This window comes from Microbacterium sp. NPDC064584, from assembly GCF_040687315.1.
Taxonomy (GTDB): domain Bacteria; phylum Actinomycetota; class Actinomycetes; order Actinomycetales; family Microbacteriaceae; genus Microbacterium; species Microbacterium lacus.
Map to the genome: position 1 here is coordinate 99337 of NZ_JBFBMZ010000004.1, position 19788 is coordinate 119124.

The following is a 19788-nucleotide window of genomic DNA, read 5'->3' on the forward strand; positions in this document are numbered from 1 at the left end:
CGAGGTCAGAGGATCGCGAGGGACGTCGCGCGCCAGCGACCGTCCAGGCCCTCCAGCCGGATCGCGACGCTGCGGGCGCGCGCTGCGCCCTGCACCACGACGACCGCCTCGATCACCCCGTCGGCGGGGGAGGACCGGTGCACCGACAGCAGGGAGTACACCGGCCGGATCGCCGCGACGCCGCGTGCGCTGCGGGCCCGCGCGGCGAGGTTCGCCCGGGTCACGAGCGCTCGGTAAGCATCTTCGGTGAGCCATCGCACGAGCTGGTCGACTTCGCGCACGCCGGCGAAGACCTCGAGGACGCCGATCGTGATGTTCCGCAGGAACGGCTCCGGATCGGGAAGCTGGACGGAGGAGGTGCGCTGGGGCGCGAAGAACTCGGAGAGTTCGTAAGCGCCGGGGGGCACGGCTTGTGCGCGGGGGATGCGCGACGGCGACGCTGCCATGGGAGCCAATCTGACCGGGGGATGTCTTGAGGGGAATTAGAACATACGGCTCCTTCACAGGAACAGACTCGGACCGAGCCTGTGGACAACTTCTCATCCGGTCGTGACCAACTGCCCTACGCTCTCGGGGTGCACTGGGAGAACTTCTTCGACGACCTGGAGGGTCAGCTCGCCGCGGAGTGGGAGGCCGAGCGTGCGGCGCTCGACACCGAGGCGGAGCGTCTGCGGCTGTCGCGCGTGGCGCTCCGGGAGCGGCTGTCGGTGCTGATCGATCGGGAGCGAACCGGCGGTGTCCCCGCGTTCGAGATCGTTGACGGCACCGTGCTGTCGGCGGAGGTCACCGGTGTCGGATCGGACTGGGTCGCACTGGACGGCGGGACCGCGGGAGCCGTGGTCGTGCCCGTCACGGCGATCGCCTCGATCGCTCTTCCGCACGAGGACGTGCTGCGCAGCGCCCGCCCCGCCGCCGGCCGGACCGGGCTGTCGGAGCGCATGGGTTTCGGCTTCGTCATGCGCGACATCGTCCGCCGGCGCATCACCGTCACCGTTCATCTCACCCACGGTCGCGTGCTGTCGGGGACGATCGACCGGGCCGGAGCCGAACATCTCGACATCGCCCTGCACGAGCCGGGCACCGTGCGCAGGGTGGCCGAGGTGACCGGCCACCGGCTCGTGCCGTTCTCGTCGATCGGATGGGTGCGCCTGGACGGCGCGGCGGCGCTGCGCTGAGGTCGTGCGTGGGGATGCCGGTCAGTCGGCGTTGCGGACGATCCCGGTTCCCCACAGCTCGGGGAAGCTCGCCTCGTTCGACTGACGCCAGAGCGCCATCCGGCGGGCCTCCTCGGCCTGCTCGTCGAGGTACGCCGCGACGCTCGCCTCGTCGATCCGCCAGCGGGCGGGAGAGCCCACGCGCATTCCGCGCAAGCGCGCCTTCTCGACGAGCTCCATGACCTCGTCCACCGAGACGCCCAGCACTTCGGCCACCTGCGCGGGCGCCAGCAGGCGCACGTCGGAGGTCGGGATCTCGGGCATGAGCCCATTATGGAGGCTCCGTCCTGCGGCGGCTCCGGCGCCACACCCGCTGTGGATAACCGAGACGGCGATCTTGCGGTCTGGGTCACGATGGTGTCATGACCATCGCCGACGCCCCACGTCCTCGTCCTCGCGCGTTCTGGGGCGACATCAGGTTCTTCCTCGGGATCGTCCTGGTGATCGCGTCGGTCGCCGGTGTCTGGTTCGTGATCTCGGCCGCCCGCCAGACCGCTCCCGTGTTCGCTGCCGGCCGCACGATCGTTCCCGGCGAAGTCGTGTCGGCGTCCGACCTCCGCGTCGTCGATGTCGCCCTCGGCCAGGTCGGGGATGCCTACCTGCAGCCCGAGGCGCTGACCGACGGTCTGGTCGCGACGCGGACGATCCCTTCGGGAGAGCTCGTGCCGCAGAGCGCGGTCGGCGCGGCCGCCGAGTCCCGGACGACCAGCGTGGTGCTCAGGAGCGCCGTCGACGTCCCGGCATCCGTCGAGGCGGGATCGGTCGTCGAGGTGTGGGCGGCCCCCCTCGTGGAGCCCGGGACGTACGATGTCCCGCGGATCCTGGTCGCGGACGCCACCGTGGTGTCGGTCACGCGGGACGACTCGATGATCGGCGGCGGTTCGGCCGCGCTCGAACTCGTGATCCCGAGAGCAGATGTCGCGGCGGCGCTCGAGGCGATGGCCGATCAGTCCGCGCTGTCGGTCATCCCCTCGGACGGGTCCTCGCGATGAGGGTGGTCGTCGCCGTCGATGAGCCGCACGGCGGCGACCTCGCGACGGCGCTCGAACTCGAAGGCCTCGACGTCGTCGCCGTGCTTCCGGCTGCGGCCCTCGCCGCCGACACGGCGGAGACGGCGGAGCAGGACCGCGCCGCCCTGCGCGGCGCGGGCCGTTCCGGAGCCGGGGAGGCCGCGGCGATGCTGTTCGCAGCGGATGCGGTCGTCCTCGAGATCGGGCGGCGCACGATCACCGCCGCGCTCGTGGCCGCGTGCGACCGCGCCGCGGTGCGGATCCTCCCGCTGTCCTCCGGGAGTGACGGCGAGCGGATCGCGCGGGAGTTCGGGCTGGAGTCGCCGGTCGCCGTGGACGTCCCGGCGTGGCAGCTCGCCGAGCGTCTTTCGGCATCGCCGCGGGCGGCGGCTGTGCGCGCTGATTCGTCAGAACGCGCGTCGACCGCCCCCCGCGTCATCGCCGTCTGGGGACCGGCCGGGTCCCCAGGGCGCTCGACCCTCGCCGTCGAGCTCGCTGTCGAACTCGCCCGCGGCGGACGCCACATCGGCCTCATCGACGCGGACTCCCATGCTCCGTCGCTCGCTCTCGCACTCGGACTCGCCGACGAGGCGCCCGGGTTCGCCGCCGCCTGCCGACACGCCGAGCTCGGACGCCTGGACCCGCGCGAACTCACCCGGATCAGCGCACCGATCGCAACGCCCGGCGTCGACGTCCTCACGGGGTTGAACCGCCCGTCCCGCTGGCCCGAGCTGAGCGGACCGCGCGTCGACGCTGCGCTCATGGTCTGCCGCGAATGGGCCGACCACACCGTGGTGGATGTCGCCGCGCCGCTCGAGCGCGACGAGGAGATCATGAGCGATCTGGACGGACCCCGGCGGAACGCCGCCACCCTCGCGGCGCTGCGGGCCGCTGATCTCGTCGTGGCCGTCACGTCCGCTGATCCGCTGGGCATCTCCCGCTTCCTCCGCGCGCACGCCGACCTGCGTGCCACGATCGGCGCGACGCCGGTGGCCGTCGTCGCCAATCGACTCCGCCCCGGTGCGCTCGGCATCGACGCGCGCGGGCAGGTGCGTCGCACGCTCGAGCGGTTCGGTGGGATCGAGGACGTCTGGTTCGTCCCCACGGACGCCCGCGGAGCGGATGCCGCGCTGCTCGCGGCCCGACCGATCGGAGAGATCGCGCCGCGATCGGCGATCGCCGTCGCGGTGCGGCGCTTCGTCGGCGAGGCCGTGGTCCCCGTCCCGACCGTGCAGCGCGGCATCCGTCGCTCTCGTGGCCCGCGGGCGGCGAGCGGCTCCGATGCGGGGGACGCACCGCCGCGCGGGCTCCGCCGTCGGGACGCCGTGGCCACGGCGGGGCGCGCCCGCCGGTAGCCTGAAGGGGTGTCGACCCTCAGCGATCTCGTCTACGCCCAGGGGCGGTCCAGCGAAGCCGACGTGGAGTGGCTGCACCGGCTCGCCGGAGACGGTCAGCTCCTCGCTGACCTCGCCTTCGCCGACATCGTGATCTGGGTGCCCACGGCGGACGACTCGTTCGTCGCCGTCGCGCACACGCGGCCCGGAGGTGCGGCGACGCTCTTCTACCGCGACATCGTCGGCGACCGGGTGCGGCCGCAGTGGCGCACGCAGGTGCGCGACGCGTACGACTCCGGACGCATCGTCGACTCCGCGTCGCCGGACTGGTTCGAGGAGACGCCCACGCGCGTGCGCGCGGTGCCGATCGTGAGAGCCCGAGGATCGGAGCAGGCGCTCACGATCGGGGTGCTGACCCGCCACACGAACCTCGGTGAAACCCGCACGCCGTCGCGGCAGCAGATCACCTTCAACGACTGCGCGGATGACCTGTTCGGGATGATCTCGTCGGGGGAGTTCCCCGATCTGTCCGCCCCGACTGCTCCCCGGCGCGGCGCTCCGCGCGCGTCGGACGGACTCGTCAGGCTCGACGTCGACGGGGTGACGACGTTCGCGAGCCCCAACGCGCTGTCGGCGTTCAACCGGATGGGCTTCGACGACGAGCTGGAGGGCGAGTCGCTCAGCGAGGTCACCACGCGCATCCTCTCGGACAAGCGCGAGTTCGACGAGTCGCTCCCGCTCGTGGTCACCGGACGCGCCCCTTGGCGCACCGACATCGAGGCGCGCGGGGTCACGGTGTCGCTGCGGACGATCCCGCTCCGCGACCACGGCTCCCGTATCGGCGCGATCGTCCTCTGCCGCGATGTGACGGAGCTGCGCCATCAGGAGCAGGAGCTCATCACGAAGGACGCGACGATCCGCGAGATCCACCACCGCGTGAAGAACAACCTGCAGACCGTCGCCTCGCTCCTGCGCATCCAGGCCCGTCGCTCCCACTCCGAGGAGGCGCGCGAGGCGCTCACACAGGCGATGCGCCGCGTCGCCGCGATCGCGGTGGTCCACGACACCCTGTCGGAGGGGCTGTCGCAGACCGTCGACTTCGACAACGTGTTCGACCGGGTGCTCAAGCTCGTCGCCGAGGTCGCCGCGGCGCCCAACACGCGTGCCCGCACGCGCTCATCGGGGAAGTTCGGCACGCTCCCCAGCGAGTACGCGACCCCGCTCGCCCTCGCGCTGACCGAGCTCGTGACGAACGCCGTCGAGCACGGCCTCGCGGGCAAGGAGGGCGACGTGGAGATCATCGCCGAACGCGGCGCCGAGAACCTCGCCGTCCGCGTACGCGACACCGGTTCAGGGCTTCCCGAGGGTCAGGTCGGACGCGGGCTCGGCACGCAGATCGTCCGGACGCTCATCCAGGGCGAACTGGGCGGCACCATCGACTGGCACACCCTGATGGGCAGCGGCACCGAAGTGACGATCGACATCCCGATGCGGTACATCGAGCGCGACCGCGGCTGAGCGGCTCGTGGCCGGTATCAGGAAGCGCGTCGTGCGCGCGCGGCGCGGCGCTTGAGCGCGCGTCGCTCGTCCTCGGACAATCCGCCCCACACGCCCGAGTCCTGACCGGTCTCAAGGGCGTACTGCAGGCAGATCTCGGTCACGGTGCAGCGGGCGCACACCGACTTCGCCTTCTCGATCTGGTCGACGGCGGGTCCGGTGTTGCCGACCGGGAAGAATAGCTCCGGGTCGACGGTCAGGCAGGCGGCCTTATCGCGCCAGTCCATGGTGGTGCTCCTTGATGATGATCGGGTGGTCAGAGCCCGGATTCGGGTCCGATACCCTGTGGGAGATGCGAGTTATGCTCGCCCCACCTCGCTGTGGGAGCACACGGCTTTCTCCATCGTCCCACAGCGCCCGACGTGAATCAAGGGTTCCCGTGATCGGGCCGGGTGCGCAGATGCTGAGTGCCGCCCATCGGAACAGGAGCACGAACCCATGCCCACCCATCCGTCGGCACGCATCGCCGCCGTGCTGCTCGCCCTGGAAGCAGCCGCGATCATCGCGCTCGTCCTCTGGCAGGTGGCGGCGCTCGCGGCGGGCGACACCGAGTCGCTCGAGAGCGCGATCGCCCTGGTGGTGCTCACCGCCGTCGGGGCGGTGGCCGTGCTGGCGTTCGCCGTCGCGACGTGGCGCGGGCAGTCCTGGGGACGCTCCGGCGGCATCGTCGTGCAGCTGCTCATCCTCGCCGTGGCGCTCGGGGCGGTGACGGGGGCGTACGCGGATGCCGCCGCCGGGCTCGGCCTCGCGGTGCCGGCGATCGTGACTCTCGTCGTGCTCGTGATCGCCGTGCGCGCGGCGGGACGCGGCGGCGCGGCATCCGAATGAGGGCTACACCCCGATGAGGGACCGCACTCGCGCGACGTGCCCCGTCGCCTTCACGTTGTAGAGCGCCTGCTGGATCACGCCGTCGGCGTCGATGACGAACGTCGAGCGGATCACGCCCTGGTACGTCTTGCCGTAGTTCTTCTTCTCACCCCACGCGCCGTACGCCTCGAGCGCGGTGCGGTCGGGGTCGCTCAGGAGGTCGTACGTGAGTCCGTCGCGCTCACGGAAGCGACGGAGCTTCTCGGGCTGATCGGGTGAGATGCCGAGCACCGTGTACCCGGCGGCCTGCAGAGGCGCGAGGCTGTCGCGGAAGTCGCACGCCTCGGTCGTGCATCCGGGCGTCATCGCTTCGGGATAGAAGAACAGGACGACACCGTGACCGCGCAGCCCGCTCAGGCTGACGGGCTTCTCATCCTGATCGAGGAGGGTGAAATCGGGGGCGGGGGTACCGGGTTCCAGGACGTGGGCGCTCATTCCCCCAGGATACGAAATCCGGATGCCGCTCAGGACGATCCGGCGAAGGTGAGCAGCAGTCGCTGAAGCGAGTCCAGGCGCGCCGCACCGTTCGGGCCGAGACGCCCGTCGGCGGCGGCCTCCATGATCGCGCAGTCGGGCGCGTCCGGCAGATGCGTGCACCCGCGGGGGCAGTCCTCGGCGATCAGCGCCAGTTCGGTGAAGGCGCCGAGGATGTGGGCCGGATCCACGTGGCCGAGTCCGAACGAGCGCACGCCGGGGGTGTCGATCACCCAGCCGCTGCCGGCGGCGCCGCGGTAGCGCAGCGAGACCGTCGAGGAAGAGGTGTGGCGCCCGCGACCGGTCACCTCGTTGACGTGCCCGGTGGCCCGCATGGCGCTCGGGACGAGTGCATTCACGAGCGTCGACTTGCCCACGCCCGAGTGGCCGACGAAGACCGTGGCGTGCCCGCTGAGTCGAGCGCCGATGCGCTCGAGCGGCATCTCGTCCTGCCTGCTCGTGAACACCTCGAGATCCAGCCCGTCGAAGTGCTCGAGGAACACCGCCGGATCCGCGAGGTCGGTCTTGGTCACCACGAGCAGGGGTCGGATGCCCGCGTCGAGCGCGGCCACGAGATAGCGATCGACGAGACGTGCACGCGGTTCAGGGTCGGCCGCGGCGACCACGATGAGCATCTGATCCGCGTTCGCGACGATCACCCGCTCCACCTGATCGGTGTCATCCGCCGATCGCCGGAGCAGCGACGTACGTTCCTCGATACCGACGATGCGGGCGAGCGTCCCCTCGTCGCCGCTGCGGTCGCCGACGATGCGGGCCCGGTCGCCCGTCACGATCGGCATCCGCCGCAGCTCGCGTGCCCGCGTCGCCAGCACGCGCCGCTCGTGCGGGCCGTCCTCGTCCGCGAGCACGGTGTACCGGCCGCGGTCCACCCCCAGCACCCGTGCGACCTCGGCGTCCGCGTGAGCAGGACGACGCTTCGTGCGCGGGCGGTTCGCCTTCGGGTTGGGCCGGGACCGCAGGGTGGTCTCGTCGAACCCCTCGTCGTCTTCGTCGTCGTCGCCGAGCCAGCTCACCGTGCGCCGATCGCCTCAGGACGCAAGGTCGTGCTCGGGTTCGGCGTGGGCTGCGTCGTCGGATCCGGCGAGCATCTCCGCCCACAGCTCAGGGAATTCGGGCATCGTCTTCGCGGTGGTGCCGATGTCGTCGACCTCGACGCCGTCCACGACGAGACCGATCAGCGCGCCGGTCGTCGCCAGACGGTGATCGTGGTGCGCCGGCCAGATCCCGCCGTGCAGGGGACGAGGGACGATCCGGATGCCGTCCTCCAGCTCGTGCGCCTCGCCGCCGAGCGCGCGGAGGTTGCCCACGAGCGCCGCGATGCGGTCGGTCTCATGCCCGCGGATGTGTCCGATGCCGTAGAACGTGCTCTCGGAGTCAGCGAACGCGGCGAGGGCGACGAGGGTGGGGGTGAGCTCGCCGACGGCGGAGAGGTCGAGATCGACTCCGGCGATCGCCGGTCCGCCGGTCACCGTGAGGGCACCGCCGCGACGCACCGCTCGCGCGCCCATCAGGGTGAGGATCTCGCTGAGCTGGTGACCCGGCTGCGTCGAATGCGCGGGCCAGCCCGTGACGCCGACGCTTCCCCCGACGATCATGGCCGCGGCCAGGAACGGGGCCGCGTTGGAGAGGTCGGGCTCGATCGCGACGTCCTTCGCGCGCACCGGCCCGGCGGGCACGACCCACTCGCCGGCAGCGGGGCGCTCGACGTGGACACCCCGGTGGGCGAGCGACTCGATCGTCATGTCGATGTGCGGAACGCTCGGCAGGCGCTCCCCGCGATGGATGAGGTGCAGCCCGACGTCGAACCGAGGTGCGGCGAGGAGCAGTCCCGACACGAACTGGCTGGACGCGCTCGCATCCACCACCACTTCGCCGCCGCGCACGTGCCCGTGACCTCGGACGACGAACGGCAGCGACCAGTGCCCGCCGTCGTCGATGTCGACGCCGACGTCGCGGAGAGCCTTGATCATCGTGCCCATCGGACGGTGCAGCGCGCTCTCGTGGGCGGTGAGGGTGACCTCGCCCTGCGCGAAGCCGGCCAGACCGGCGATGAAGCGCATCACGGTGCCGGCCTGCCCGCAGTCGACGACGCTCGACCCCCGCAGCGGCCAGATCGGCGAGACGACCAGGTCGTCGCCGAAGCGGCCGATGCCGGGTTCGGGGTCGACGCCCACGCCCAGGGCGCGCAGCGCCTCGATCATGCGGACGGAGTCGTCGGAGTGCAGGGGCGCGGTCAGGCGACTGGGTCCGTCGGCCAGGGCGGCCAGGATCAGCTCGCGATTGGTCAGCGATTTCGAGCCGGGCACCGTGATGCTCGCCCGCAGGGGACCGGTCGCCCTCGGCGCGCGCCAGTGATCGGGCGCGGCCGGTGCACGGTCGTGGGAATACCGGTCGCCTGTCATCGGGTTCTACCCTACTGAACCGCTGCTGACCGCCGTCAGAAGCGCCGCCGGAGAAACGGGAGTGTGATGATCGCGACCCTCGATCGACCCGACCTCAGCAGCGTCGATCTGCTCGATGTCGGGTGGGATGCCGCCGCCGTAGACTGGCACGCGATGAACGACGAGGCAGAAGCCAAGGGCGCGGCCCGCACCGAGTTCGAGGTGCAGGCGCTTCCTTTCATGGATCAGCTGTACGCGGCGGCGATGCGCATGACGCGAAATCCCGCGGACGCCGCCGATCTGGTGCAGGAGACGTTCGTGAAGGCGTTCGCGTCCTGGGCGACGTTCACACAGGGGACGAACCTCAAGGCGTGGCTGTACCGAATCCTGACCAACACCTACATCAACATCTATCGCAAGAAGCAGCGCGAGCCCTATCAGGGCACGATCGACGAGCTCGAGGACTGGCAGCTCGGCGGGGCCGAGTCGACGACGGCCTCCAGCAGCCGGTCCGCGGAGGCGGAGGCGATCGACCACATGCCGGCGTCCGTGGTCAAGGACGCCCTCCAGGCGATCCCGGAGGATTTCCGGCTGGCGGTGTACCTCGCGGACGTCGAGGGGTTCGCCTACCAGGAGATCGCCGACATCATGAAGACACCGATCGGCACGGTCATGAGCCGCCTGCATCGTGGCAGGCGCATGCTTCGTGAGCTGCTGGCGGATTATGCGGCCGAGCGCGGGATCAGCGCGGCCGCCACAGGGAGTGGGAAATGACCGATTGCGGATGTGAGAAGGCGCAGCGCGAGCTCGAGGAGTACCTGCGGCACGAGGTCTGCAAGACCTCGGCGAAGGACATCGCCGAGCACTTGGAGAACTGCCCCGGCTGTCAGGACGAGGCGCTGGTCGCGCGCACGCTGACCGAGGTCGTGGCGCGTGCGTGCAAGGAGTCCGCGCCGGAAGAGCTGCGCGATCAGGTCCTCGCGCGGCTGCGGGCCGTTCAGGCCACGCACTGATCCGGCATCACTCGCCCGGCACGAAGACCCTCAGCGCACGCGGGACGGCCGCCACGGTCACCGGCAGTGCTCCGATCGGGTCGCCGTCCGCGTACGCGGTGATTCCGGGGGCGTCCAGCCGGATGCGACGCCCTCGGTAGGTCTCGACCTCGGGACGCTGCACATGGGTTCCGCGGTAGACGGTCGGGAGCAGTCGGAGGAGCCGCAGGCGTCCCGCCGGGCGGACGACCGTCACATCGAGCAGTCCGTCGCCGGCGTCCGCGTCGGGACAGATCGGGATGCGGCCCCCGTACGAGCGGGTGTTCCCGACGCTCGCCATCACGAACGGGCCCTCGATCCTCCGGCCGTCCACCTCGATCGCATAGGGCGTGGGGGCGAGGAAGAGGAACTCGATCAGGATGGCGATGTTGTAGCGCATGTCGCCGCGCGGCCAGCGCATGCGGTTGGCGCGGTCGTTCACGCGCGAATCGAATCCGCTCGCGAGGACGGTCGCGTAGAACCGATCCTCGCCGCCGGCCCGTTCGACGCGCGCGACGTCCATCCGCGTCGTCCGCCCGGCGGAGATCACGTCGGCGGCCGTCACGGGGTCGAGCTCGGGCATGCCGAGGTGCGCCGCGAAGTCGTTCCCGGTCCCCGCCGGAATGATCCCGAGGGGGATGTCCGTCCCGATCAGATGGGGCAGGGCGAGAGCGACGGTCCCGTCCCCGCCCGCGACGACGAGCGCATCCGTGCCGAGCCGGACGGCGGTCTGGATCAGAGCGGATGATTCCGCGGCGCTTCCGCCGCTGATCTCCGTGACGGTGTGGCCGAGCTCGCGCAATCGCGAGATCGCCCGCGCCGCCGCGTGCGTGTGCGCTCCGGAGCGGGCGGCCGGGTTCACGACGAGGGCGATCCTCACGGGACGAGCGCCCCCGGATTCATGATGCCGCGCGGATCCAGCGTCGCCTTGACCGATCGGAGGACCGCGACGCCGAGATCGCCGATCTCCGCCGGCAGATGGGCGCGGTGATCGCGTCCCACGGCGTGATGGTGGGTGATCGTGCCGCCCGCAGTCCCGATCGCCCGGGACGCGGCATCCTTCGCCCGTATCCACTGCCCGACCGGGTCGGCGGTGAGCGCCGCGACCACGGTGAAGTACAGCGACGCACCCGCGGGATACACGTGCGAGATGTGGCACATCACGATCGGCTTGGTGCCGTCGCCGGCGAGGGTCTCCGTGAGCGCCGCCGTGACGGCCGCCTTGAGAACGGGGAGATTGGCCCATGTCGTCGCCGTCTCGAGCGTCTCGGCCAGGACACCGACGTCCAGCAGGGTGTCGCGCAGTGCGGGTGAGGCGAAGCGGCCGCGCTCCCACGACCGGGCGGGATCCTCCCCCCGGGCGATCCCACCGTGGCGACGGAACAGCTCATCGGTGCTTCGGCGGGTCTGCTCGGCTTCGTCGGCATCGCGGCCCTCGAACGTCGCGACGGCCAGCGCTCCGCGGGGGCGCAGCAGATGACCGCCCATGAGCGCGTTCACGCGCGTCTCGGACTCGTCGCTCAGCCGGAGGACGGTGGGTCGGATGCCGGATTGGGTGAGTTCGCGCAGCGCCGAGGCTCCGGTCGCGAAGTCGGGAAAGGTCCACGCTCCGTAGGTCGTGGCGGCCGGCACCGGGCGGATGCGCACGGTGACTTCGGTCAGGACGCCGAAAGCACCTTCGGAGCCGAGGAAGAGCTCGCGCAGATCAGGACCCGCGGCGCTGGAGGGCGCGCGGCCCAGTGCGAGCTCGCCGACCGGTGTCGCGACGCGCAGTGCGTGGACGAGCTCGTCGAACCGACCGTATCCACGGGAGGCCTGCCCGCTCGAGCGGGTCGCGGCGTACCCGCCGATCGAGGCGTACTCGAAGCTCTGCGGGAAGTGCCCGAGGGTGAAGCCGCGGGCGTTCAGCAGCTCTTCCGCCTGCGGTCCGGTCGTTCCCGCTCCGAGTGTCGCCAGGAGCGAGGTCCGATCGAGCGAGAGCAGCCCGGCGGTGCGGATGAGGTCGAGCGCGATGACGACGTCGTGCGCGCCGGATTCGGGTTGGACGCCGCCCACGACGCTCGTTCCGCCGCCGAACGGCACCACGGCGATGCCGTGCGCGTCGCATGCGGCGAGCACGGAGAGCACCTCGCCGTGGGAAGCGGGCGAGAGCACGGCGTCCGGGGCGTTCTGGGGGTCGTCGAGGCGACGGGCGAGGAGATCCGGTGTGCTCTTGCCGCCGAGGTGGAGGGCGCGGGCGGCATCGTCGCGCGTCGCGTTCTCCTCGCCGACGATCGCGATCAGCGCGCGCAGGCGATCCTCGTCGATGCGGGAGGGGGTCAGCCGGGGTGCCGGGCGCCGGGGGATCGGGTGCGGCTTGCCGCGGAGGACCGTCGCGAGCAATGTCTTCGCGCCCGGCGGCAGAGCCGCCGTCGTGGCGCCCCACGCGTCCCACGCGGAGCGCGGACGCGGAGTGGGAACGGCGATCGGTTCGGCCGCGGGTGAGGTCGGAGCGCGGGGCGTCTTCGCATCCATCGCGACAGTATGACACATTATGTATGGTTGTAACATGGCGCAATCGGCGACGGACACCCGAACGGTGCTGCTGGATGCCGCCCTTGCGGAACTCCTCGCGCACGGGGTCCGGCGCACGACGGCATCCGACATCGCGCGTCGCGCCGCGGTGTCGCGGCAGACCCTGTACCGGTACTGGCCGGACGTGCAGAGTCTCCTGGCCGAGCTCGTCACCCGCGAGCTGTTCGCGGTGGTACCGCGCGAGGAAACCGCCGCGTCGCTGCCCGACCTGGTGGACGACATGGTGCGCACCGCGGAGCGGATCCGCGATCTTCCGCTCGTGCAGCGCCTGCGCGCGACCGATCCCGAGCTGTTCGCCCGGTACGTGTTCGAGCGTCTCGGCACGAGTCAGCGCGGGATCCAGCGCGAGCTCGCGCGGCGCATCGGCACGGGCCAGGCGGACGGGTTCGTGCGTGCGGGCGACCCCGATCGGCTCGCGGCGTTCGTGCTCCTGATCGCCCAGTCCGCCGTCCAGTCGGCTTCGCTGATCGCGGAATGGGTCTCCCCGGCGCAGTGGCGCGAAGAGCTGGCCGCTGCGCTCACGGGTTACCTGGTTCCGCGTGGGGACGAGCCGTGACGCGTATCGTGGGTCGCTTCGCCCACCCGACCGCCCTGAACGCCGCCCGCCGTGCCCGTGACCTCGCGTGGCTCGCGGACGATCCGGAGATCGACGTGCTGGTCGTCGGCGGGGGGATCACCGGCGCCGGCATCGCGCTGGACGCGGCCAGCCGGGGACTGCGGACGGTGCTCGTCGAGCGCGCCGACCTCGCGCACGGCACGAGCCGGTGGAGCTCGAAGCTCGTCCACGGCGGGCTGCGCTACCTCGCTTCGGGGCAGCTCGCGATCGCGCACGAGAGCGCCGCGGAACGTCACTTGCTCATGACGCGCATCGCCCCGCATCTCACCCGGCCCCTCGCCCAGGTGCTGCCGCTGTATGCTCCGGGGCACGTCGCGCGCGGGGCCTACATCGGTGTCGGATATGCGCTCGGAGACGGGCTGCGCCGCGTGGTCGGAACGCCCGACGCCGTGCTCTCGCACCCGGCCGCGATCGACCGCGACACGGTGCTGCGCCTGACGCCGGCGGTACGGTCCGAACTCCTGCGCGGCGGGGTTCGCGGCTGGGACGGGCAGCTGTTCGACGACGCGCGGCTCGTGATCGCCGTCGCCCGCACGGCCGCGGGGTTCGGCGCGCGCGTTCTGACGCGCGTCGAGGCTGTCCGCGTGCACGGTGGCGGCGCGGTGCTGCGCGACGCCCTGACCGGCACGGAGGTGACGGTCAGGGCGCGTGCGGTGCTGAACGCCGGCGGCGTGTGGGCGGGGGAGCTCCAGTCGGACGTGCACCTGCGACCGAGCCGCGGCACGCACCTCGTCGTCGAGACGTCGCGGCTGGGGGGTGCGGATGCCGCGCTGACCGTACCGGTCGCCGGTTCGCGGAGCCGTTTCGTGTTCACCGTGCCCGCCCCGCACGGGCGCACGTACATCGGGCTGACCGATGTCCCCGCCGATGGGCCTCTTCCGGATGTCCCGCAGGCGACGGATTCCGAGATCGACATGCTCCTGGACACCGTCAACACGGTTCTCGCCGATGCGTTGCGTCGGTCCGACGTCGTCGGCACGTTCGCCGGGCTCCGGCCGCTGCTGACGGCCGGGCACGAGCAGGACACCGAGACGAGCGACCTGTCCCGGCGGCACGCGATCCTCGAGTCGGCGGACGGCGTGCTCACGGTCGTCGGGGGCAAGCTCACCACCTACCGCCGAATGGCTCAGGACGGCGTCGATGCGGCGATCGCCCGTCGCTTCGCACGCGGTGAGGCGCCGGCATCCCGCACCGCGTCTCTGCCCCTCGTGGGCGCGTGGCCGCGCGCCCGGTCGGCCGAGATCTCGGCCGCGCCGCGCCTGGTGCGACGGTACGGCGCCGAGGCGCCCTTCGTCGCCGCGCTGGCCGACGGGCCTGCCGCCGCTCGCGGGGTCACGGCGCAGGAGCTGCGCTGGGGGGTCCTCGTCGAGGGTGCCCTCACGGCCGACGACCTGCTCGATCGGCGCACGCGGCTGGGTCTGGTGGCCGAAGACCGGGCCGCGTCGATGGAAGCCGCAGAGGCCGCGCTCGACTCCTGACGGGTGTCTGAGGATCCGGCTAGGGTGAGCGGATGTCCCTGTGGAAGAACGCCCCCATCGACTCCCGAGCCCACGCCGCGGTCGCGGCGAACGGGCTCGACTACCGCGTGATCGACACCGCCGACCGAGCCGAGTTCGATCCCTATCTGCAGGCCGAGATGCGCGGGTTCCTCGCCGGCGAGCAGACGGACGAGCAGATCGGCGGCGCGCGAGACGGGCTCTCCTTCCGACGGTTCATCGGGGTGTACGACCCCGCGTCGGCGCACCCCGAGCAGCCGGTGGGCACGGTCAACTCCTGGGTGACCGATGTGACGCTGCCGGGCGGGCGGACGCTGCCGATGTGGGCCGTGAGCGGTGTGACGGTCGCCCCCACGCATCGGCGGAAGGGCATCGCCCGGGCGATGCTCGAGGGCGAGCTGCGCACGGCAGCCGACGCCGGGCTCGCGATCGCCGGGCTCACCGTATCCGAGGCGACGATCTACGGCCGCTTCGGATTCTCCCCGGCCACGTACGCGACCGACTGGAGGATCGACACGCGCCGGGCCGCCTGGGTCGGCCCGCGGCCGGACGGTCGGCTGGATTTCGTCAGCCGCGAGCGGCTCCGCGACGAACTCGCCGATCTGCACGGACGCATCCGCACCGCGCGCCCCGGTGAGATCGAGGCGTGGCCGGGGCTGTGGCGGCGCATGTCGGGTCTCGTGCCCGGACAGCAGGATGCCCAGAAGCTCCGCGCCGTCCGTTACGCCGACCCGGCGGGCGCCACCCGCGGGCTCGTGGTCTACCGCCTCGCGGACGAGGGCGAGGACTTCACCAAGCACGAGCTGCAGGTGCACTACCTGCTCAGCGAGACGGCCGATGCGTACGCGGCGCTGTGGCGATTCGTGCTCGAGCACGATCTTGTGAGCGTCGTGCAGGCCTCGCTGCGCAGCGTGGACGAGCCGGTGCGCTGGATGATCGCTGATCAGCGCGGGGCTCATGTCACCACGAGCGAGCACGGCTGGCTTCGGATCCTCGACGTGCCGACCGTGCTGGGCGCGCGCACGTACGCGTGCGCGGCGTCGCTCACGCTGCGGGTGACGGACCCGCTGGGCTTCGCCGACGGCACCTGGACGCTCGAGATCGACGGTGAGGGTGCGCCCACGGTGCGTCCGACGGATGCCGAGCCCGACGTGACCCTGAGCGTGAACGCCCTGTCGTCGCTGGTCCTCGGGGGCGTGCGCGCGTCCGTGCTGAGCGCGGCAGGCCTCCTCGCTGCGGAGCGGCACTCGGCGGTGGCGATGGATCGGGCCTTCGCGTCGGTGGACACCCCGTTCCTCAGCCTCTGGTACTGACACGACGAGCGGGGCACCGGAATCCGGCGCCCCGCTCGTCGTCGGACGTCAGAGGGTGAGGGCCTTGTTCAGGATCGCCGCCTGCTCGACCGCGTGCACCTTCGGTGAACCCGTCGCCGTCGAGGCCGCCGATGCGCGCGAGATCCGACGGATCGTCCGACCGTGGAGGTGCTTGACGACCTCGAGCGCGATGAACGGCCAGGCGCCCTGGTTCTCGGGCTCGTCCTGCACCCAGTACAGCTCCGCGTCCGGATACGTGTCCAGGACCGCGTTGAGCTCCTCGATCGGTGCCGGGTAGTACTGCTCCAGGCGCACGAGGGCGATCTCCGGGTTCGGGTTCTTCTCCAATTCCGCCTTCAGATCCCAGTGGATCTTGCCGGCGTGCAGAAGGACGCGCTTGACGGACGCGCGGTCCAGGTTCCGGTCGTCGTCCAGCACCGGTTCGAAACGTCCGCCGAGGAAGTCCTCGACCGGGCTCGTGGCTCCCCGCAGGCGCAGCATCGCCTTGGGCGTGAAGACGATGAGCGGCCGGCGCGGGCGGGCGTACGCCTGACGGCGCAGCAGGTGGAAGTAGGACGCGGGCGTGGACGGCCGGGCGACCGTCATGTTGTCCTGCGCGCACATCTGCAGGTAGCGCTCGATGCGCGCCGACGAGTGGTCGGGTCCCTGGCCCTCGTAGCCGTGGGGGAGCAGGAGCACGACGCTGGACTGCTGGCCCCATTTCTGCTCGGCCGAGGAAATGAACTCGTCCAGCACCGACTGCGCGCCGTTGACGAAGTCGCCGAACTGCGCCTCCCAGAGCACGAGTGCGTCTGCGCGCTCGACCGAGTAGCCGTACTCGAACGCGAGGGCGGCGTACTCGCTCAGCAGCGAGTCATAGACCCAGAACCGGCCTTGGTTCTCGCCGAGGTTCGTCAGCGGGATCCATTCCTGCCCGTTAGCGCGGTCGTGCAGGACCGAGTGGCGCTGCACGAACGTGCCGCGGCGGGAGTCCTGCCCGGCGAGGCGGACGGCCGTGCCCTCCACGAGCAGTGAGCCGAACGCGAGGAGTTCGGAGAAGCCCCAGTCGATTCCGCCGTTGCGGCTCATGTCCAGCCGCTTCTCGAGGAGCTGCTGGAGCTTGGCGTGCACCGTGAAGCCTTCCGGCTTGTTCACGAACGCGTCGCCGATCATGTGCACGATCTCGCGAGAGACCCCCGTCGTCTCCGGAGCCCCGACCGCCTGCTCGACCGCCGTGTCCTCGACGACCTGATTCGTTCCGGTCTCTGCCGCGTGCGTCTCGGCGAAGGCGATCTCCAGGCCGTTCTGGAAGTCTCGCTTGGCTTGCTCGTACTCCTCTTCGGTGATGTCGCCGCGACCGACGAGCGCCTCGACGTACAGGCGCCGGACCGAGCGCTTCGCCTCGATGAGGTTCGTCATGAGGGGCTGCGTCATCGAGGGGTCGTCCCCCTCGTTGTGGCCGCGTCGGCGGTAGCAGACCAGGTCGATCACGACGTCGCGGTGGAAGCGCTGGCGGTACGCGAACGCGATCTGCGACACGCGGACCACGGCCTCCGGGTCGTCGCCGTTCACATGGAAGATCGGCGCCTGGATCGTCTTGGCGACATCCGTCGCGTACACCGAGGTGCGCGCGTCCTGCGGCACGGTGGTGAAGCCCACCTGGTTGTTCACGACCACGTGGATCGTGCCGCCCGTGCGGTACCCGCGCAGCTGCGACATCTGCAGCGTCTCGACGACCACGCCCTGCCCTGCGAACGCCGCGTCGCCGTGGACGAGGATCGGGAGCCAGGCGAACGTGCCGATGGGCTTGCGGTCCTGCTTGGCGCGGACGATGCCCTCGAGCACGCCGTCGACGGTCTCGAGGTGCGAGGGGTTCGCGGCGAGGTAGACCGGCAGCTCTTCGCCGCGGTCGTCCACGAACGTGCCCTCGGTGCCGAGGTGGTACTTCACGTCTCCGGAACCGCTCTTGCTGCCGACGGCGACCGAGCCCTCGAATTCGCGGAAGACCTGTCCGTAGGTCTTGCCGGCGATGTTGGTCAGCACGTTCAGACGACCGCGGTGGGCCATTCCGATCGCGGCACCGTCCAGCCCGGCCTCGGCCGCGCCCTGCAGGATCTCGTCCAGGAGCGGGATGAGGGATTCGCCGCCCTCGAGGCTGAACCGCTTCTGGCCGACGTACTTCGTCTGCAGGAACGTCTCGAACGCCTCGGCCTCGTTGAGCTTGCTGAGGATGCGGAGCTGCTCGTCGTGGCCGGGCTTCTGGTACTTCAGCTCGACGTTCTCCTGGAACCACTGACGCTGCGTCGGGTCCTGGATGTGCATGTACTCGATGCCGATCGTGCGGCAGTAGGAGTCGCGCAGCACCCCGAGGATGTCACGGAGCTTCATCTGGCGCTTGCCGCCGAATCCGCCGGTGACGAATTCGCGGTCGAGGTCCCAGAACGTCAGTCCGTGGTTCTCGATCTCGAGGTCGGGGTGCGTGCGCTGCACGTACTCGAGCGGATCGATGTCGGCCATCAGGTGACCGCGGACCCGGAACGAATTGATGAGCTCCTGCACGCGAGCGGTCTTGTCCACGCGCTCGGCGAGGTCGACGTTGATGTCGCTGCCCCAGTGGATCGGGGCGTACGGGATGCGGAGCGCGGCGAAGATGTCCTCGTAGAAGTTGCGCTGGCCGATGAGGAGCTCGTGCACCTTCTTCAGGAACTCGCCGGAGCCCGCACCCTGGATGACGCGGTGGTCGTACGTGCTCGTCAGCGTGATCGTCTTGCCGATCGCGAGCTCGTTGAGGGTCTTCTCGCTCGCCCCCTGGAACTCGGCCGGGTACTCCAGGGCACCGGCACCGACGATGCAGCCCTGCCCCTTCATCAGACGCGGGACGGAATGGACCGTGCCGATGCCACCGGGGTTGGTCAGCGAGATCGTCGTCCCCTGGAAGTCCGCGGCGGTGAGCTTGTTGTTCCGGGCGCGCGTGACGAGGTCCTCGTACGAGGCCAGGTACTCGTTGAACGTGAGCGTGTCGGCGCGCTTCAGGCTCGGCACGAGGAGCGCGCGCGTCCCGTCCGGCTTGGGCAGGTCGATCGCGATGCCGAGGTTGATGTGCGCGGGTGCGACGACCGACGGCTTGCCGTCGATCTCGGCGTAGAAGACATTCTGACTCGGGAACTCCTTGAGAGCGCGGATGAGCGCCCACCCGATCAGGTGCGTGAAACTCACCTTGCCGCCGCGGGTGCGCGACATGTGGTTGTTGATCACGATGCGGTTGTCGATCATCAGCTTGGCCGGGATCGTCCGCACGCTCGTGGCGGTCGGGACGGTCAGCGACTCGTCCATGTTGACCGCGAGCGTCTTGGTCATGCCCTTGAGGACGGTGACCTTGTCTTCTTCCGAGTTCGCCGCTCCCGCGGACGGCGCCGCGGTCGGCGCCTGGGCCGGGATCGGCTGGCGGGCCGCGGGACGTGCCGTCGTCCGGGCGACCGGCTGACTTCCGACGACAGGGATCGGGGCCGTCACCGGGTGGGCGTCGCTCGGGGCGGCGCCCTCCGAGCGGGTCTGGGTGGGCGGGGCCGACGGGGCGGCCGCTGCCGGCTGCGTCGTGGATGCCGCCGGCGCGGGGGGAGCGGCATCCGGTGCCGGCGTCCCGTCCGCGGGCCGGTAGGCCTCGAGGATCGGCCACCAGGCCTTGTCTACTGAGTTCTTGTCGGCCGTGTACTGCTCGTAGAGTTCTTCGACGAGCCACTCATTGGCTCCGAACTCGCCTTCGCTCGACACCCCGACGCCCGTGACCTGGCTCGACACGCTCGATCGCCCGCTTTCGTGAAGTTCGTGGGAGCGCGCGGCACCCGATTCAGCGGCATCCGCGCACGACTGTCAAGCCTAACCCCATCGTGGGCGGCGCCG

Annotated in this window: 19 protein-coding genes; 10 read left to right on the forward strand and 9 right to left on the reverse strand. The window is 70.9% G+C overall.

Translation table 11 applies throughout. The annotated features are described in order from the left end of the window. Positions 1-5 precede the first annotated feature (5 nt). The gene (locus AB0P18_RS07955; protein ID WP_363359613.1) at positions 6-446 is read right to left on the reverse strand and encodes an Rv3235 family protein; all 441 of its coding nucleotides are present in this window, start codon (positions 444-446) and stop codon (positions 6-8) included. Between the two features lie 129 nt (positions 447-575). Here AB0P18_RS07955 and AB0P18_RS07960 point away from each other — a divergent pair, with 129 nt between their 5' ends. Then, complete coding sequence (locus AB0P18_RS07960; RefSeq protein WP_363359614.1) at positions 576-1175, forward strand: hypothetical protein; 600 nt, start codon at positions 576-578, stop codon at positions 1173-1175. A gap of 21 nt (positions 1176-1196) precedes the next feature. Here AB0P18_RS07960 and AB0P18_RS07965 read toward each other — a convergent pair whose 3' ends face one another. Further along, positions 1197-1478, reverse strand: a complete 282-nt coding sequence (locus AB0P18_RS07965; protein ID WP_344052477.1) for a helix-turn-helix domain-containing protein — start codon at positions 1476-1478, stop codon at positions 1197-1199. Between the two features lie 98 nt (positions 1479-1576). On the opposite strand from AB0P18_RS07965, the gene AB0P18_RS07970 reads away from it, so the two are divergent. Genes AB0P18_RS07970 through AB0P18_RS07980 form a run of 3 tightly spaced genes read left to right on the forward strand, consistent with a single transcriptional unit; the run spans position 1577 to position 5076 of the window. Continuing rightward, complete coding sequence (locus tag AB0P18_RS07970; protein ID WP_344052480.1) at positions 1577-2206, forward strand: SAF domain-containing protein; 630 nt, start codon at positions 1577-1579, stop codon at positions 2204-2206. Next, positions 2203-3579 carry a P-loop NTPase gene (locus tag AB0P18_RS07975; RefSeq protein WP_344052483.1) on the forward strand — a complete coding sequence of 459 codons (1377 nt, stop codon included), beginning with the start codon at positions 2203-2205 and terminating at the stop codon, positions 3577-3579. Before AB0P18_RS07970 ends, AB0P18_RS07975 begins: the two co-directional genes overlap by 4 nt. Before the next feature lie 9 nt (positions 3580-3588). After that, the gene (locus AB0P18_RS07980; protein ID WP_344052485.1) at positions 3589-5076 is read left to right on the forward strand and encodes a histidine kinase N-terminal domain-containing protein; all 1488 of its coding nucleotides are present in this window, start codon (positions 3589-3591) and stop codon (positions 5074-5076) included. Between the two features lie 17 nt (positions 5077-5093). Here AB0P18_RS07980 and AB0P18_RS07985 read toward each other — a convergent pair whose 3' ends face one another. Continuing rightward, a complete protein-coding gene (locus tag AB0P18_RS07985; RefSeq protein WP_018171995.1) occupies positions 5094-5342 on the reverse strand; it encodes a WhiB family transcriptional regulator in 249 nt (82 codons plus the stop codon). 211 nt (positions 5343-5553) lie between these two features. On the opposite strand from AB0P18_RS07985, the gene AB0P18_RS07990 reads away from it, so the two are divergent. Beyond that, the gene (locus AB0P18_RS07990) at positions 5554-5943 is read left to right on the forward strand and encodes a histidine kinase (protein ID WP_344052487.1); all 390 of its coding nucleotides are present in this window, start codon (positions 5554-5556) and stop codon (positions 5941-5943) included. Positions 5944-5946: 3 nt separating this feature from the next. Here the strand turns inward: AB0P18_RS07990 and bcp are convergent, their stop codons facing one another. The 3 genes from bcp to aroA are packed head-to-tail and all read right to left on the reverse strand — an operon-like array spanning position 5947 to position 8879. Beyond that, complete coding sequence (gene bcp / locus AB0P18_RS07995; RefSeq protein ID WP_344052489.1) at positions 5947-6417, reverse strand: thioredoxin-dependent thiol peroxidase; 471 nt, start codon at positions 6415-6417, stop codon at positions 5947-5949. Between the two features lie 29 nt (positions 6418-6446). Next, positions 6447-7490 carry a ribosome small subunit-dependent GTPase A gene (rsgA, locus tag AB0P18_RS08000; RefSeq protein ID WP_363359615.1) on the reverse strand — a complete coding sequence of 348 codons (1044 nt, stop codon included), beginning with the start codon at positions 7488-7490 and terminating at the stop codon, positions 6447-6449. Positions 7491-7505: 15 nt separating this feature from the next. Continuing rightward, on the reverse strand, positions 7506-8879 hold the full coding sequence (aroA, locus tag AB0P18_RS08005; protein ID WP_363359616.1) for a 3-phosphoshikimate 1-carboxyvinyltransferase: 1374 nt from the start codon (positions 8877-8879) through the stop codon (positions 7506-7508). A gap of 66 nt (positions 8880-8945) precedes the next feature. On the opposite strand from aroA, the gene AB0P18_RS08010 reads away from it, so the two are divergent. Then, positions 8946-9632, forward strand: coding sequence for a sigma-70 family RNA polymerase sigma factor (locus AB0P18_RS08010; RefSeq protein ID WP_344052495.1), 687 nt, complete (start codon positions 8946-8948; stop codon positions 9630-9632). Beyond that, positions 9629-9871: a zf-HC2 domain-containing protein gene (locus tag AB0P18_RS08015; RefSeq protein WP_344052497.1), complete on the forward strand. Its 243-nt coding sequence runs from the start codon at positions 9629-9631 to the stop codon at positions 9869-9871. The genes AB0P18_RS08010 and AB0P18_RS08015 overlap by 4 nt, the downstream gene beginning before the upstream one ends. Before the next feature lie 7 nt (positions 9872-9878). Here AB0P18_RS08015 and AB0P18_RS08020 read toward each other — a convergent pair whose 3' ends face one another. Together AB0P18_RS08020 and AB0P18_RS08025 are read right to left on the reverse strand one after the other, a co-directional pair. Then, positions 9879-10769, reverse strand: coding sequence for a diacylglycerol kinase (locus AB0P18_RS08020; protein WP_363359617.1), 891 nt, complete (start codon positions 10767-10769; stop codon positions 9879-9881). Next, positions 10766-12403 carry an FAD-binding oxidoreductase gene (locus AB0P18_RS08025; protein ID WP_363359618.1) on the reverse strand — a complete coding sequence of 546 codons (1638 nt, stop codon included), beginning with the start codon at positions 12401-12403 and terminating at the stop codon, positions 10766-10768. The genes AB0P18_RS08020 and AB0P18_RS08025 overlap by 4 nt, the downstream gene beginning before the upstream one ends. A 34-nt stretch (positions 12404-12437) precedes the next feature. Here AB0P18_RS08025 and AB0P18_RS08030 point away from each other — a divergent pair, with 34 nt between their 5' ends. The 3 genes from AB0P18_RS08030 to AB0P18_RS08040 are packed head-to-tail and all read left to right on the forward strand — an operon-like array spanning position 12438 to position 15888. Then, positions 12438-13019 (forward strand): TetR/AcrR family transcriptional regulator, encoded by a 582-nt coding sequence (locus AB0P18_RS08030; protein WP_344052504.1) that lies wholly within the window; start codon positions 12438-12440, stop codon positions 13017-13019. Then, a complete protein-coding gene (locus tag AB0P18_RS08035) occupies positions 13016-14557 on the forward strand; it encodes a glycerol-3-phosphate dehydrogenase/oxidase (protein WP_363359619.1) in 1542 nt (513 codons plus the stop codon). The genes AB0P18_RS08030 and AB0P18_RS08035 overlap by 4 nt, the downstream gene beginning before the upstream one ends. Positions 14558-14589: 32 nt before the next feature. Continuing rightward, positions 14590-15888, forward strand: a complete 1299-nt coding sequence (locus tag AB0P18_RS08040; RefSeq protein WP_363359620.1) for a GNAT family N-acetyltransferase — start codon at positions 14590-14592, stop codon at positions 15886-15888. 48 nt (positions 15889-15936) lie between these two features. Here the strand turns inward: AB0P18_RS08040 and AB0P18_RS08045 are convergent, their stop codons facing one another. Then, complete coding sequence (locus AB0P18_RS08045) at positions 15937-19686, reverse strand: multifunctional oxoglutarate decarboxylase/oxoglutarate dehydrogenase thiamine pyrophosphate-binding subunit/dihydrolipoyllysine-residue succinyltransferase subunit (RefSeq protein WP_344052510.1); 3750 nt, start codon at positions 19684-19686, stop codon at positions 15937-15939. Positions 19687-19788: the final 102 nt, after the last annotated feature.

What these genes read in the sequence shown, in the direction of transcription:
- AB0P18_RS07955 (WP_363359613.1), bottom strand. Translation starts at nt 446, where the DNA reads ATGGCAGCGTCGCCGTCGCGCATCCCCCGCGCACAAGCCGTGCCCCCC.
- AB0P18_RS07965 (WP_344052477.1), bottom strand. Translation starts at nt 1,478, where the DNA reads ATGCCCGAGATCCCGACCTCCGACGTGCGCCTGCTGGCGCCCGCGCAG.
- AB0P18_RS07970 (WP_344052480.1), top strand. Translation starts at nt 1,577, where the DNA reads ATGACCATCGCCGACGCCCCACGTCCTCGTCCTCGCGCGTTCTGGGGC.
- AB0P18_RS07975 (WP_344052483.1), top strand. Translation starts at nt 2,203, where the DNA reads ATGAGGGTGGTCGTCGCCGTCGATGAGCCGCACGGCGGCGACCTCGCG.
- AB0P18_RS07985 (WP_018171995.1), bottom strand. Translation starts at nt 5,342, where the DNA reads ATGGACTGGCGCGATAAGGCCGCCTGCCTGACCGTCGACCCGGAGCTA.
- AB0P18_RS07990 (WP_344052487.1), top strand. Translation starts at nt 5,554, where the DNA reads ATGCCCACCCATCCGTCGGCACGCATCGCCGCCGTGCTGCTCGCCCTG.
- bcp (WP_344052489.1), bottom strand. Translation starts at nt 6,417, where the DNA reads ATGAGCGCCCACGTCCTGGAACCCGGTACCCCCGCCCCCGATTTCACC.
- aroA (WP_363359616.1), bottom strand. Translation starts at nt 8,879, where the DNA reads ATGACAGGCGACCGGTATTCCCACGACCGTGCACCGGCCGCGCCCGAT.
- AB0P18_RS08010 (WP_344052495.1), top strand. Translation starts at nt 8,946, where the DNA reads ATGATCGCGACCCTCGATCGACCCGACCTCAGCAGCGTCGATCTGCTC.
- AB0P18_RS08015 (WP_344052497.1), top strand. Translation starts at nt 9,629, where the DNA reads ATGACCGATTGCGGATGTGAGAAGGCGCAGCGCGAGCTCGAGGAGTAC.
- AB0P18_RS08025 (WP_363359618.1), bottom strand. Translation starts at nt 12,403, where the DNA reads ATGGATGCGAAGACGCCCCGCGCTCCGACCTCACCCGCGGCCGAACCG.
- AB0P18_RS08030 (WP_344052504.1), top strand. Translation starts at nt 12,438, where the DNA reads ATGGCGCAATCGGCGACGGACACCCGAACGGTGCTGCTGGATGCCGCC.
- AB0P18_RS08040 (WP_363359620.1), top strand. Translation starts at nt 14,590, where the DNA reads ATGTCCCTGTGGAAGAACGCCCCCATCGACTCCCGAGCCCACGCCGCG.